Annotated in this window: 12 protein-coding genes and 4 pseudogenes; 8 read left to right on the forward strand and 8 right to left on the reverse strand. The window is 71.3% G+C overall.

Annotated features, from left to right (window positions below; translation table 11 throughout):
- The first annotated feature begins 2 nt into the window (after positions 1 to 2).
- Both ABZV31_RS18715 and ABZV31_RS18720 read left to right on the forward strand, forming a co-directional pair.
- Positions 3 to 389, forward strand: coding sequence for a hypothetical protein (locus tag ABZV31_RS18715; RefSeq protein WP_355894846.1), 387 nt, complete (start codon positions 3 to 5; stop codon positions 387 to 389).
- Positions 390 to 565: 176 nt separating this feature from the next.
- Positions 566 to 813: pseudogene (locus tag ABZV31_RS18720) on the forward strand (aminopeptidase); the annotation flags it as partial.
- 22 nt (positions 814 to 835) lie between these two features.
- On the opposite strand, the gene ABZV31_RS18725 reads toward ABZV31_RS18720, so the two are convergent.
- The 5 genes and pseudogenes from ABZV31_RS18725 to ABZV31_RS18745 all read right to left on the reverse strand — a co-directional run bounded on the left by ABZV31_RS18725 (position 836) and on the right by ABZV31_RS18745 (position 4,989).
- Positions 836 to 1,468 (reverse strand): hypothetical protein, encoded by a 633-nt coding sequence (locus ABZV31_RS18725; protein WP_355895042.1) that lies wholly within the window; start codon positions 1,466 to 1,468, stop codon positions 836 to 838.
- Between the two features lie 139 nt (positions 1,469 to 1,607).
- Positions 1,608 to 3,440: a glycoside hydrolase family 3 protein gene (locus tag ABZV31_RS18730; RefSeq protein ID WP_355894848.1), complete on the reverse strand. Its 1,833-nt coding sequence runs from the start codon at positions 3,438 to 3,440 to the stop codon at positions 1,608 to 1,610.
- Positions 3,441 to 3,950: 510 nt separating this feature from the next.
- Positions 3,951 to 4,166, reverse strand: a pseudogene (locus ABZV31_RS18735) (DUF397 domain-containing protein); the annotation flags it as partial.
- A 92-nt stretch (positions 4,167 to 4,258) separates the two neighbouring features.
- A pseudogene (locus ABZV31_RS18740) lies at positions 4,259 to 4,561 on the reverse strand (DUF5753 domain-containing protein); the annotation flags it as partial.
- Complete coding sequence (locus ABZV31_RS18745; RefSeq protein ID WP_355894850.1) at positions 4,510 to 4,989, reverse strand: Scr1 family TA system antitoxin-like transcriptional regulator; 480 nt, start codon at positions 4,987 to 4,989, stop codon at positions 4,510 to 4,512. The gene ABZV31_RS18745 and the pseudogene ABZV31_RS18740, both read right to left, overlap by 52 nt.
- Before the next feature lie 123 nt (positions 4,990 to 5,112).
- On the opposite strand from ABZV31_RS18745, the gene ABZV31_RS18750 reads away from it, so the two are divergent.
- Both ABZV31_RS18750 and ABZV31_RS18755 read left to right on the forward strand, forming a co-directional pair.
- Positions 5,113 to 5,529, forward strand: coding sequence for an ATP-binding protein (locus ABZV31_RS18750; protein ID WP_355894853.1), 417 nt, complete (start codon positions 5,113 to 5,115; stop codon positions 5,527 to 5,529).
- 47 nt (positions 5,530 to 5,576) lie between these two features.
- Positions 5,577 to 6,185: an alpha/beta hydrolase gene (locus ABZV31_RS18755; protein WP_355894855.1), complete on the forward strand. Its 609-nt coding sequence runs from the start codon at positions 5,577 to 5,579 to the stop codon at positions 6,183 to 6,185.
- 5 nt (positions 6,186 to 6,190) lie between these two features.
- Here ABZV31_RS18755 and ABZV31_RS18760 read toward each other — a convergent pair whose 3' ends face one another.
- The 3 genes and pseudogenes from ABZV31_RS18760 to ABZV31_RS18770 all read right to left on the reverse strand — a co-directional run bounded on the left by ABZV31_RS18760 (position 6,191) and on the right by ABZV31_RS18770 (position 9,199).
- Positions 6,191 to 6,991 carry a sugar phosphate isomerase/epimerase family protein gene (locus ABZV31_RS18760; protein ID WP_355894858.1) on the reverse strand — a complete coding sequence of 267 codons (801 nt, stop codon included), beginning with the start codon at positions 6,989 to 6,991 and terminating at the stop codon, positions 6,191 to 6,193.
- Positions 6,992 to 7,049: 58 nt separating this feature from the next.
- Positions 7,050 to 8,015: pseudogene (locus ABZV31_RS18765) on the reverse strand (helix-turn-helix domain-containing GNAT family N-acetyltransferase).
- Positions 8,016 to 8,152: 137 nt separating this feature from the next.
- Positions 8,153 to 9,199 carry a LacI family DNA-binding transcriptional regulator gene (locus ABZV31_RS18770; RefSeq protein ID WP_355894860.1) on the reverse strand — a complete coding sequence of 349 codons (1,047 nt, stop codon included), beginning with the start codon at positions 9,197 to 9,199 and terminating at the stop codon, positions 8,153 to 8,155.
- 299 nt (positions 9,200 to 9,498) lie between these two features.
- Here ABZV31_RS18770 and ABZV31_RS18775 point away from each other — a divergent pair, with 299 nt between their 5' ends.
- Genes ABZV31_RS18775 through ABZV31_RS18790 form a run of 4 tightly spaced genes read left to right on the forward strand, consistent with a single transcriptional unit; the run spans position 9,499 to position 13,175 of the window.
- Positions 9,499 to 10,650 (forward strand): Gfo/Idh/MocA family oxidoreductase, encoded by a 1,152-nt coding sequence (locus ABZV31_RS18775; RefSeq protein WP_355894863.1) that lies wholly within the window; start codon positions 9,499 to 9,501, stop codon positions 10,648 to 10,650.
- Positions 10,647 to 11,798: a dihydrodipicolinate synthase family protein gene (locus tag ABZV31_RS18780; RefSeq protein WP_355894866.1), complete on the forward strand. Its 1,152-nt coding sequence runs from the start codon at positions 10,647 to 10,649 to the stop codon at positions 11,796 to 11,798. The genes ABZV31_RS18775 and ABZV31_RS18780 overlap by 4 nt, the downstream gene beginning before the upstream one ends.
- Positions 11,795 to 12,631: a sugar phosphate isomerase/epimerase family protein gene (locus tag ABZV31_RS18785; protein WP_355894868.1), complete on the forward strand. Its 837-nt coding sequence runs from the start codon at positions 11,795 to 11,797 to the stop codon at positions 12,629 to 12,631. The genes ABZV31_RS18780 and ABZV31_RS18785 overlap by 4 nt, the downstream gene beginning before the upstream one ends.
- 4 nt (positions 12,632 to 12,635) lie before the next feature.
- Positions 12,636 to 13,175 (forward strand): hypothetical protein, encoded by a 540-nt coding sequence (locus ABZV31_RS18790; RefSeq protein ID WP_355894870.1) that lies wholly within the window; start codon positions 12,636 to 12,638, stop codon positions 13,173 to 13,175.
- Positions 13,176 to 13,320: the final 145 nt, after the last annotated feature.

Consider the following 13,320-nt stretch of genomic DNA (forward strand, 5'->3'; position numbering starts at 1 on the left):
CTGTGGACAGTGGTGCGATACGTCGGCGGGTGGCGCTTGTCGCGGCCGTGCTGACCGCGTCCGGGATGCTCGCGCTCGCGGTGCCCGGAACCGCGCAGGCCGCGTCCAGCTGCTCCGGCCGCCAGGTCAAGACGCTCTCCTTCTCCACCGGCGCCGTGCACGTCTACCGGCGCGACGGCTACGTCTGCGCCATGACCTTCCCCAAGCACCCCGGGCCGAGGCAGTCGATGTCGGTCACAGTTCAGGCCCGCGGCAACCGCCCGGTCACCGACAAGGGGCGCTTCGCCTACCACGCGGGCCCGGTCACCGTGCACGCAGGCCACCGATGCGTGCGGATCAGCGGATCGGTGGGGGCGGGGTCGGTGAGCACCGGCTGGATCCTGTGCTGAGTCACTGACGTGCCATAGGGTTTTCCCCAACTGCCCTGGTGTGCACTTGCGTTGCTCCGATAGCTTCCGGCGCACATCTGTCTCACAGTTGAGGGTGCATGCGCAAGGCGCTCAGATGGCTGCTCGCGCTCACGGTGCTCATAGGCACGCTGAGCACGGCCGGAGCGGTGTCGACCGACCCTTTCCGGCTCGGTCACGGGGCGCGCGACTCGTACGTCTTCACAGCGCCCGGCCTGAACCACGGCGCGAAGGTCGCGGGCCTCGTGCCCGACGAGAAGGCGCTCGCCACGGCCAGGATCCTTCAGTGGCCGGCGTGGCCTCCTCGGCGGTCCAGGCGGACCCGGCGGCGGCCAAACCGCTGGCGCGGTACGACGTGAAGCTGGACAAGCACGACGTGGAGCGTGAACCGGCGCTCAGGCCCTGACGCATGAGGGCTGCGCCCGGAGTCACACCTTCCGGGCGCAGCCCACCGGGTCCTTGCCGCCCAGCTGGACGTATAACGCCGTCGACGACGGGCACCGGGCGCGGGTGCGGACCGCCCGCGTCACCTTGTACTCCGGCTGCTTCCTGCCCGTGCCGTCGCACGCCGTCTCCCGTACCTCGCCGCGGCCCGCGCTGTAGACGCAGTCGCCGACGATGGTGCGGGGGCCGCCCCCGCCGCCGGGGGCGCCGGGATGCGGCGGCTCGAGGTTGCGCATGCAGGCGTAGCCCTGCGGGATCGCGCCGTCGCCGTTCTCGTCGGAGGAGGGCCGCTGGGCGCTGATGTGCAGCACGAAGTCGGTGGTCGCCGGGCACGGCGGACCGTCGCTCAGCTTGCCGTCGTAGCGGGCGATCACCCGTGCCGCCGCCCGTTCGCCGGTGCACGGCACCTCGGTGAAGCTGGTCGTGCCGAAGGAGCTGCACTCGTCCACCGCGAGGAACACCGCGCCGTAGCCGGAGGGCTGCGTCGGTGTCGCCGTACCGCCGAGCCGGCCGTCGTCCTGCGCCGCGGAGCCGGACGTTTGCTGGCAGCCCGTCAGCAGCGCGCCGAGCAGCGCGGGCAGGGCGCACCCCAATCCCACGGACCATCTCTTGCGCATCGCCATCCCCCGGTCCACCCCCGTCCAGCGTGGCCCGCCGCAGCGGGCCCACGCCAGACATGTGGGGGGCTTTGGGTCAGTTGGGGGTGATCCGCCGGGTGCGCGGCGTACGTCTCGTACGTCCGATGGCAGAGCCCGGCTAGTACGACAGGCCGTACCCGATGGGGTACAGCACCTTCGCCGGATCGTCCGCCCGCTGCACCGGCACCGGCAGCTTCCCGCGCGGCTTCACCCGGCCGGCGACGACCCGTGCGGCCGCGCGCAGTTCGACGTCGGTCCAGGAGTAGGCCGCCAGGCAGGCGGGCACGGACAGCAGTTGGGCCACGTCGTACGGGTTCCTGATGGCGATCGCCACCACCGGACGGCCGGTCGCCAAGAGCTGTTCCACCAGCGTCTTCTGCGAGCTGCCCGCCGTGACGTTGTACGTCCCGACCACCACCGCGTCCGCCTCCCGTGCCGCCGCGACCGCCTTGGCGATGGTCGCCGCGGACGGGGTGATGCCGGTCGACAGGGCCGTGGCCGTGAAGCCCAGCTCGGTGAGGGCGGCGGCGAGGACGCCGGTGGGCGGTCCCGTGGTGCCCGACGGGGAGGCCGGATCGGCGCCGACGACGAGGAGCTTCTTGTGCGTCCGGCGGGACAGCGGCAGCAGGCGGCCCTCGTTGACCAGCAGCGTGGTTGTGCCCTCGGCGATGCGGTCGGCAGCCGCCAGGTGTGCCGGGGCGCCGACCGTCCGGTCGACGCCGGCCCCGCTCACGTACGGCTCGTCGAACAGTCCCAGCTTCGCCTTCAGCCGCAGGATGCGCAGGATCGACTCGTCCAGCCGGGCCTCGGTGAGCTCGCCGTCCCGTACGGCCTTCACCACCGCGTTCCAGGCGACGTCCAGAGACGGCGGGTTGAGCAGCTGGTCCACGCCCGCCTTCAGCGCGAGCACCGGCACCCGGTCGTCGCCGTACTTCGTGCGCACGCCCTCCATGCCGAGGGAGTCGGTGACCACGACTCCGTCATAGCCGAGCTCCTCGCGCAGGATGCCGGTGAGGATCGGGCGGGACAGGGTGGCCGGGTCGCCGGAGTCGTCGAGCGCCGGGAACTGGATGTGCGCGGTCATGATCGAGTCGATGCCGGCCTTGATGGCCGCCCGGAAGGGCACGGCGTCCAGCTTCTCCCACAGCTCGCGGCTGTGCGTGATGACCGGGAAGCCGAAGTGGCTGTCGACGGCCGTGTCGCCGTGCCCGGGGAAGTGCTTGGCGGTCGCCGCGACCCGGGAGGCCTGATACCCCTTCACCTCCGCCGCGACCAGACCGGCCACGGCGTCCGGGTCGGCGCCGAAGGACCGTACGCCGATGACCGGGTTGGCCGGGTTGACGTTCACGTCGGCGTCGGGGGAGTAGTCCTGGTTGATGCCGATCGCGCGCAGCTCGGCGCCGGAGATGCGGCCGAGCGTGTGGGCGTCGGCGCGCGAGCCGCCGGCGCCGATCGCCATCGCGCCGGGGAAGAGGGTCGCGGGCTTGCCCACACGGCAGACGATGCCGTGCTCCTGGTCGGTGGTGATGAGGACGGGCAGGCCGCGCGGCTGCTGGAGGGAGGCCTTCTGGATCCCGTTGGACAGATCCGCGATCTGATGGGGATCCCGGGTGTTGTGAGCCCAGGTGAAGTAGATGATGCCGCCGACGCGGTACCTGGCGATCAGCTCGGCGGCCGTGCGGACGCCGATCTCCTTGAGGTTGGCGTCGATGTCGGCCTGGTCGGGGGAGGTGGCCGAGTGGCCGTACACCCGCATCACGAAGAGCTGGCCGACCTTCTCTTCCAGCGTCATCCGGGAGATGAGGGTGCGGAGCCTGTTGTCGTCGTCGGCGGCGGCGTGTGCGGTGCCGCCGACCGCCATGGCGGCGGTGATGCCCGCGGTCGCGGCGAGGACGGTACGTCTGGAGGGGCGTGCGGTGTTTCCCGTGCTTCCCGTGCTGGTGTCGTGCACGTGCGCTCCTTCCGGAGGAGATCCGCTGGAGTGTCTCTGAAAGAAACTTCCGAGGAGTCACCAATATCCGGGAAGTTACTGCCAGTCAAGGGAATGCACAGTAACCAGTGAGGGGCCGCCATCGGCGCTGTTGGAGGGGGGCGCGCCGATGACGGCGTGCTGCCGACCGCGGTACGGCGGAGAGGGTGGTCAGCGATCGCAGCCAGCAGCGAGGGCCGACACCGCACAGCGGAGACTCATCCGGCAGCTTGGGGATTGGACGAGTGGGGGCGGGGCAGGGTTCCCGGCCGGGCCCGGTTTCCCGGAAGTTGGTGAGCCGGTGTACTGCCGTGCCCGACGGGGCGTGTGGGCGGTGCTCAACGGCCCCTGCAGGCCGTGCTGAACGGGACCTGTGAGGCCGCGTTCAACGGTCCCTGCGAGCCGAGCCGAACGGGGCGTATGGGCCGTGCTCAACGGCCCCTGCGAGCCGTGCTCAACGGAGGAGTGGCCAGAACGGCGTTCACTTCTGGAGGCGAGGGTGAGGAAGTCGGCCCAGGCGGCGGGGGAGACGGTGAGGTAGGGGCGCTCCGGGGCCTTGGAGTCGCGGATGTGTATGGCGGTGGTGGTGGCGACTTCGACACATTCGCCGCCGCTGGAATCGCTGTGGCTGCTCTTGAACCAGGTGAAGGCGGCTTCGACGCAATCACCGCCGCCAGAATCGCTGTAGCTGCTCTTGAACCACGCCAGGTCGGTCCTAGCTCACCTGCCAACTGCCCGGTCAGGGCGACGGATTCCTCCGGGTGGAGGGCCTGGCTTGTGATCATCGCATAACGGCGCGCCAGGTCACCGACCTGATCCGGCCTGGAGACGAGAGTGCTGTGCCCGTTGCCCTCCATGTACACCAAGGTGGTGTTCTCCGGGGTGTCGAGCACGGTCAGGGCACCTTGCAGGCCTGCGTGCCCCGGCCTGCTCTCCGGCATGACCTGGAGAACGACGTTCGGCCGCTCGGCGCACGCAAGCAAGTAGTCGTACTGAGCGCGCATGGCCTCAGGGCCACAAACGTGGCGCTTGAGAGCCGCCTCTTCAACGATCACGTTGACGACACACCTCGGCCTGCGGTCCAACAGCGCCTTGCGCTCCATGCGTGCCGACACCAGCTGCTCGACTTCGTCCTCTTCCAGGGCGGGAAGGCGTAGTTCAGCACGGCTTCGGCGTACTCCTTCGTCTGCAGCAGGCCATGGATGAGCTGGGTGCAGTACGAGGAGACACTCAACGCCTCCTGCTCCAGCTGCACGAACCCTTGGAAGTGCTCGGGATACCGCTCCAGCCGCAAATACTTCGCCGCCGCCGCAATGAGCCCCCCGGCCCCCAACGCCTTCTCCGCCGCCTCGATGTACTCGTCCGTCGCCGGCTTCGCGCACGTTTCCACCGCGCTCACCGCCGCCCCCGAGTACGCCATCCGCTCGCCCAGCTCGTTCTGCGACAAACCGGCGTTCACGCGCAGCGTCCGCAGGACCTCCGCGAAGTACTGCGCGGCCGGAGACGACGAGTTCTTCTTGGGTTGCGCCACCGCGGTACCCACCCCCTCTACACGGCTCTACGCCAATCAACCCGCGCACCACACCAGTTGCCGTACGCAGTCGTCGACGCTCGGTCACTGGTGACGGTAGCGACCAGGGCTGACAGTGTTCCCGTGAACACAGAAAGTGACCGCGCAAACCTCCCGCTCCGCACCTGGCGGCTGAGGTACACGCCGACCCCGCGCAACGCCGTCGAGGCCCGCCACGGCGCCCGCTGCGTACTGCGCTCCTGGGGCGTGCCGACCGAGACGCGCGAGGCCGTCGAGCTGGTCGTCTCGGAGCTGGTGACGAACGCGGTCCGCCACGGCCGCGTACCCGGCCGCTGCTTCGAGGTCGCGATGACGTACGAGGGCGAGAAGGCGGTGGACATCGAAGTGTCCGACGCCTGCCCGCGCAGACCGCTCCCGGCGGACCCGGACCCCGAGGCGACGTCGGGCCGCGGCCTCCTCCTGGTCACCGCGCCGGCGCAGTCGTGGGAGGTCAGGGACCGGGGTGTCGGGAAGACGGTGTGGGCGCGGGTCCTCGTCTGACCACCTCGTCGGTGGACCTTTGGCCGGTGATCGGAAACCATCGGGCCATGAGCACCAACGACACCCCGCAAGCCCCGCGCGCCTACCTCATCCTCCACGGCTGGCAGAACCACCGCCCCAAGGACCACTGGGAGCACTGGCTGGCCGACCGCCTGACCGAGCTGGGCCACCATGTCACCTACCCGCAGTTGCCCGATCCCGACGACCCGGACCTCGAGGTGTGGCTGGGGGAGCTGGCCCGGCATCTGGAGGGGCTGCCGGACGGCGCGGAGCGGGTCGTCGTCGCCCACAGCCTGTCCACCGTGCTGTGGCTGCATGCCGTCGCGCGCGGAACCCGGGGCCTGGACGTGGACCGGGTCCTGCTCGTGGCCCCGCCGTCCGCCTCCGTCCTCGTCCGGCATCCGGAGGTGGCCGCCTTCGCCCCGCCGCCGCTCGAGGGCCTGAAGCTGCCCGCGCCCACTCGTCTGGTCGCGGGCGACGACGACCCGTACTGCCCGGAGGGCGCGAAGACCGCCTTCGGTGATCCCCTCGGCATTCCCACCGAGATCATCCCCGGGGCGGCCCACCTCGACCTGGACGCCGGCTACGGCTCCTGGCCCGCCGTGCTGGAGTGGTGTCTCGACGGTTCCGCGAAGATTACCGCCCGGGGAGAGTGACCGGGTTACGCCGAGTCGTTGAGCAGCCGGGCCAGGTGGTCCCGTCCGGGGCCGAGCAGGTCCGGCAGCGGCGCGGCCTGCTCGTACCACCGCTTCTCGTACTCCCAGCACAGCCAGCCGTCCCAGCCGTTGCGGGAGAGCACCTCCACGCACTCGGCGAGGGGCAGGACGCCGGAGCCCAGCGGCAGCGGGGTCGTGTCGTCGGCCGAGGCGATGTCCTTGACCTGGACGTATCCGAGGTACGGGGAGAGCGCCGCGTAGGTGTCCGACGGCTGCTCGCCGCCCAGCCAGGTGTGCATCACGTCCCACAGGGCGCCGACCTGGCGGTGGCCGACAAGGCCGAGGACGCGGATCGCGTCGGCGCCGGTGCGGTGCGAGTCGTGGGTCTCCAGCAGGATGCGCACCCCGAGGTCGGCGGCGTGCTCGGCGGCGGTGGCCAGGCGCCGGGCAGCGGTGGCGTCGGCCTCCTCGCGCGGCTGGTCCGGGCCGCCGCCGGGGAAGACCCGGACGAAGGGAGCGCCCAAGTCGCGGGCCAGGTCGACGAGTTCGCGGATCTCGGCCAGCACGGCCGCGTCATCGCCCGGCGCGGCCACGCGCGCATAGCCCGCCAGGCCCAGGATTTCGACGCCGCCAGCCTTGAACTCGGCGGCCACGTCGTTCCGTTGGGCGCTGCCGAGGCCGGGATGCACCGGCTCCTCCGGGTGCGCGCGCAGCTCGACACCGTGGTAGCCGTGCGCGGCCGCGAGCCGGACCACGTCCGCTACGGGCAGGCCGGGGACGCCGAGGGTGGAGAACGCCAGCTTCATACCCAGGGACCCTACTCGTCGCACGCCTGTCCCGCCCGTCCTCACCCGCCCGTCCTCGTCACTCGGGCGTTGCGCGCAGGTCCAGCCGCCAGTCCTGGCCGACGAGGTCCTGGCCGAAGGAGCGGTGGGGCTTTTCGGCGACCAGGACGAAGCCGTGGCGCTGGTAGATGTGGCGGGCGGCGGTGAGGACGGAGTTGGTCCACAGCACGAGGTCGCGGTAGCCGACACCGCGCGCGAAGTCGATGACGGCCCCGACCAGCCGGTCGCCGATGCCGAGGCCGCGCGCCTCGGGCTCGACGAGCAGCAGCCGCAGCCGTGCGGTGGCCGGGGCCTCGTCCCGTACGCACATCACGCACCCCACCGGCCGCCCTCCCCCACTCTCGGCTTCGCTCGAGCGGGGGGACCCCCACTGCTCGGCGATCCACACCCGCTCCAGGTGCGGGTCGTGGTCCTCGGCGAAGTCCGCGACGATCCCGCCACCAGCCCCTCGTAGTCGGTGTTCCAGCCGTACTCGGCGGCGTACACCGCGGCGTTGCGCTGCACGATCCACCCCAGGTCACCCGGTCGGGGATCGCGCAGCACGACGTCCTCACGCCGGGGCGCCCGTCCGCCCGACAGGATCTCGCGGACGGTCCGCATCGCCTCCGTGAGGCGGGGCCGGTCGGCGGCAGGCACGGAGGCGAGCAGCGAACCGACGGTCCCGCGCCCGCTCCTCGAGCAGGTCGGCGGCGTCCCTCCCGCGCTGGGTGAGGGCGATACGGCGCCGGCGCGGATCTTTGTCGGACGGCTTGCGCTCGACGAGCCCCTCCCGCTCGAACTTGTTCAGGATGCGGCTCAGGTATCCGGCGTCCAGGGAGAGTTCGGCTCGGAGGTCGGCCGCGTCCGTACGCGGGGAGTGCGCGAGCTCGTACAGAACGCGGGACTCGGTGAGGGTGTAGGGGGCGTAGAGGTGACGGCCGTAGTCGAGGGCGCCGATGACGTTCGTGTAGAAGCGGTTGAAGGCGCGGACGTCCTGGACGGTCATGGTCGGCCCCCGGGCGACGGTCGGCGGTGGCTGATCGGGTCGGCTCCGACGGTGGACTCATGGTTGACTCAGTCAGAGATACCCCTGCTTCGAGGGTAGGCCGACAGCCGCCGCCCGTCCACGTCCCGGCCCCGCCCCTAACCCCGCGGCACCCCCGAAGACGCCCGCACCATCAGCTCCCCCCGCACTGTCGCGATCCCCCCGGGCGGCGGCTCTTCCCGCCCCATCGCGATGCGTCCGGCCCGCGCCCCCGCCTCGGCCAACGGCAGCCGTACCGTCGTAAGGGAAGGCACCGCGTCGATGCTGAAGGGGAGGTCGTCGAAGCCCGCCACCGACACGTCCTGCGGAATCCGCAGCCCGGACTCGCGCAGCGCCGCGCACGCTCCGAGCGCGACGGAGTCGTTCGCGGCGACGACAGCCGTCAACGACGGATCGCGGCGCAGGAGTTCCAGTGTCGCCTCGTAGCCGGACCGGCGGTCGTAGCGGCCGTGGACCGTCCAGCGCGGATCCTCCTCGATGCCCGCCGCCGCCAGTGCCGCCCGGTGCCCTTCCAGCCGGTGCCGCGTCGTCGTGCGCTCCTCCGGCCCGGCGATGTAGCCGAGCCGCCGGTGGCCCAGCCCGATCAGGTGCTCCGTCAGTTGCCGTGCGCCTCCGCGGTTGTCGAAGGCCAGCGCGATCGCCTGCGTGTCCGGCGCCGGCGGTCGCCCGCACAGCACCACCCGCGTCCCGGCGTCCGTCAGCTTGCGCAGTTTCGCCGTCATCGCCGCCGCGTGCGGCTCGTCCTCCACGGCCCCGCCGGTCAGCACCACCGCCGCCGCCCGCTGCTGTTGCAACAAAGTCAGGTACGTCAGCTCGCGCTCCGGTGAACCCCCCGTGTTGCAGACGACCGCCAGTCGCTCCCCGCCCGCGCGCCCGCCCGGGCCGCCGATCTCGGACTGGATCGCGCTTGCCATGATCCCGAAGAAGGGGTCGGCGATGTCGTTCACCAGGATGCCGACCAGGTCGGAGGTCGCGGCGGCGAGCGCGCTCGCGGGCCCGTTGAGCACGTAGTCCAGCTCGTCGACCGCTTTGAGCACCCGCTCCCTGGTGGAGGCGGCCACCGGGTAGTTGCCGTTCAGCACGCGCGACACCGTCGCGGGCGAGACCTGTGCACGGGCCGCCACGTCCGCCAGGGTCACCGTCATCTCGTCGTCCTCCGGTCGCGCATCTCGTCGTCCGTCCTCGCACCCGGCCTGCAGCCACCTACCGTCGGCCGTGTGTCGTGCAGACCTTACGGCCACCCGCCCCCGTTGTTCGCCCCCTCGAACAACACGTCCTCGACGCGGTCTTGTCCAGACCGCTGCTGAGAGGCTAGCTTCACTCTGAATAGAAAGCGCTTGCTGCATCGCTCACCAGTGACACCGCGCTCACCAGGGACACCGCTGGGCGCTCGTGACACCGTCGGGGCGTACGCGGCGCGTGGATCGCGTACGAAGGGACTGACGTGACGCGCAAGACGGTGCGGATCGCCATGAACGGTGTGACCGGGCGCATGGGCTACCGCCAGCACCTTGTCCGGTCGATCCTCGCCCTGCGCGAGCAGGGCGGACTCGACCTCGGCGACGGCACCGTGCTGTGGCCGGAACCGGTCCTGGTCGGCCGCCGCGAGCACGCGCTCAGGGCGCTCGCCGAGCGGCACGGCCTGGAGCACTGGTCGACGGACGTGGACGCGGTCCTCGCCGACCCGACCGTCGACATCTACTTCGACGCGCAGGTCACCTCGGCCCGTGAGGAGGCCATCAAGAAGGCGATCGCCGCCGGCAAGCACATCTACACCGAGAAGCCCACGGCCACCGGCCTCGACGGCGCCCTGGAACTCGCCCGGCTGGCCGCCGGGGCCGGCATCAAGCACGGCGTCGTCCAGGACAAAATCTTCCTGCCGGGGCTCCTCAAGCTGAAGCGCCTCATCGACGGCGGCTTCTTCGGCCGGATCCTCTCCATCCGCGGCGAGTTCGGCTACTGGGTCTTCGAAGGCGACTGGCAGCCCGCCCAGCGCCCCTCCTGGAACTACCGCGCCGAGGACGGCGGTGGCATCGTTGTCGACATGTTCCCGCACTGGGAATATGTGCTCCACGAGCTGTTCGGCCGCGTGAAGTCCGTCCAGGCCCTGGCCACCACCCACATCCCGCAGCGCTGGGACGAGAACGGCAAGCCGTACGACGCCACGGCCGACGACGCCGCCTACGGCATCTTCGAAATCGAAGGCGGCGCGATCGCCCAGATCAACTCCTCCTGGGCCGTGCGCGTCAACCGCGACGAGCTGGTCGAGTTCCAGGTGGACGGGACGGAAGGGTCGGCCGTCGCAGGGCTGCGCAAGTGCCGCGTCCAGCACCGCTCCGCCACCCCCAAGCCCGTCTGGAACCCCGACATCCCCGCCACCGAGGCCTTCCGCGACCAGTGGCAGGAGGTCCCCGACAACGCCGAGTTCGACAACGGCTTCAAGGCCCAGTGGGAGCTGTTCCTCAAGCACGTCCACGCCGACGCCCCCTACCACTGGGACCTGCTCGCCGGCGCCCGCGGCGTCCAGCTCGCCGAACTGGGCCTGAAGTCCTCGGCGGAGGGCCGCCGTATCGACGTACCGGAGATCTCCCTGTGACCATCCACCTGCCGGACGCGCGCGGCCGGCTGCGCACCTACGAGCCGCGCACCGAGCCTCTCGCCCTCACCCCGGGCGCCCCCTTCACCTCCCGTACGGTCTTCTCGGCGGCCCACGTCGTCGCCGACCCGTTCGCCGACACCGACCCCGACTCCCCGGCCGCCGTCGACTGGGACGCCACCCTCGCCTTCCGCCGCCACCTGTGGTCCCACGGGCTGGGTGTCGCCGAGGCCATGGACACCGCCCAGCGCGGCATGGGCCTGGACTGGGCGGGCGCGGCCGAGCTGATCCGCCGCAGCGCCGCCGAGGCGAAGGCAGTGGGCGGCCGCATCGCCTGCGGCGTCGGCACCGACCAGATCACCGGCGGGTCCCTGGCGGAGATCCGCGCGGCCTACGAGGAGCAGCTCGCCGTGGTCGAGGAGGCGGGCGCCCAGGCGATCCTGATGGCCTCCCGCGCGCTCGCGGCCACCGCCCGCGGCCCCGAGGACTACCTCGACGTCTACGGCCACCTGCTCCGCCAGGCCGCCGACCCGGTGATCCTGCACTGGCTCGGCCCGATGTTCGACCCGGCGCTGGAGGGCTACTGGGGCTCGGCCGACCTGGACACGGCCACCGGCACCCTCCTGGAGGTCGTCGCCGCCCACCCCGACAAGGTCGACGGCGTCAAGATCTCCCTGCTGGACGCCCGGCGCGAGATCGCCCTGCGCCGCCGTCTGCCGCAGGGCGTGCGCTGTTACACGGGCGACGACTTCAATTACCCCGAACTGATCGCGGGCGACGAGCAGGGCTTCAGCCACGCGCTGCTCGGCATCTTCGACCCGCTGGGCCCGCTGGCGGCCGAGGCGGTACGCGTCCTCGACACGGGCGACGTGCGGGGCTTCCGCGACCTCCTCGACCCGACGGTCGAGCTGTCCCGCCACCTCTTCCAGGCGCCCACCCGCTTCTACAAGACGGGTGTGGTCTTCCTGGCCTGGCTGGCCGGCCACCAGTCGCACTTCACGATGGTCGGCGGCCACCAGTCGGCCCGCTCCCTGCCGCACTTCGCCCGCGCCTACGAACTCGCCGACGGCCTCGGCCTGTTCCCCGATCCGAAGCTGGCGGAGGAGCGGATGAAGAACCTGCTGTCGTTGTACGGGGTGACCCCATGAGCACGGATCTCGAGCGCTTCAGCATCAACCAGATGACGGTGAAGCAGCTGTCGCTGCCCGAACTGGCCGACGCCTGCGCGGAGCTGGGGGTCCGCAACGTCGGCCTGTGGCGCGAACCCGTCCAGTCGTACGGTGTCGAGGCGACGGCGAAACTGGTCCGCGACGCGGGCCTGACAGTGACGACCCTGTGCCGGGGCGGCTTCTTCACGGCGATCGAACCGGACGAGCGGGCCCGGGCCCTCGACGACAACCGCCGGGCCGTCGACGAGGCGGCGACGCTGGGCACGGACACCCTCGTCCTGGTCTCCGGCGGGCTGCCGCCGGGTTCGAAGGACCTGCACGGCGCGCGCGAGCGCATCGCCGACGCACTGGCGGAGCTCGGTCCCTACGCCGAGGAGCGGGGCGTCCGCCTGGCGATCGAGGCCCTGCACCCCATGTACGCCTCCGACCGCTGCGTGGTCTCCACCCTCGCCCAGGCCCTCGACCTCGCGGAACGCTTCCCCGCCCGCCAGGTGGGCGTGGCGGTCGACACGTACCACATCTGGTGGGACGACACGGCCCCGCAGCAGATCGCCCGCGCGGGCGCCTCGGGCCGCATTCACACCTTCCAGCTCGCCGACTGGACGACGCCGCTGCCCGAGGGAGCCCTCAACGGCCGGGGCCAGATCGGGGACGGTGCGATCGAGATGCGGGAGTGGAAGGGGTACGTGGAGGCGGCCGGGTACGCAGGGCCCATCGAAGTCGAACTGTTCAACGAGGAGTTGTGGGCGCGGGACGGGCGGGAGGTGCTGGCGGAAACGGCGGCGCGGTTCATCGAACGCGTGATCCAATGAGCAGGTGACGGACACGAATACGCCTCTTGGACCGCTGGAACTGGCCGACGGCCGCTGGGCGGTGGGGGACTCCCGGCGGCCGGGCGGCTCCTGGGTGGAGTTCCGTGCGGAGGGGCTGTGCCGGTGTGCGCGGGAGGCCGAGGGGGAGTTGATCCCCTGGTCCAGGACCATGCTGGGGATGCGCCTGACCCTCGGGGGCAGGTATCCCTCGAAGGATATGTACACGCTGGTGGGCCTACTCGCCGGTCTGCTGGGTCTCAGGGGACGCGGTGGCGGTTACCTGCACATGACCCTGCGCCACCCCTACGAGGACCAGGCGGTGTACTTCGACCGCCACACCCGCCGGTACCGGGGCGCCGAGCTCTTGTTGCTGGAGGAACTTCTGACGCAGACCGTCGCCGCGGGCGAGGCACAGCGGCTCGGCGACGCGGAGTGGCTGGGACGCGCGGTCGGACACCTGACACCGCTGACGCCCTGGACGTTCGGCCGCCTGCGCGAAGCGGTGACGCAGGCCCGGCAGGTCGCATCGGCCGCCGGGTCCTGAGAAGCGCTGGAAAAGCGCTGGAGAACCGCCGGAAATATCTTCGCCGGGCCGTGCAACCCTTCCCGCACCCCTTGGGTCGTACCTGGCATCAGAACTTCTGGAGGGGGATCCGGGGGGGGGTTCTGATGTTGGAGGGGAAAGCCGA

This window comes from Streptomyces sp. NPDC005202 (assembly GCF_040608235.1).
GTDB lineage: Bacteria > Actinomycetota > Actinomycetes > Streptomycetales > Streptomycetaceae > Streptomyces.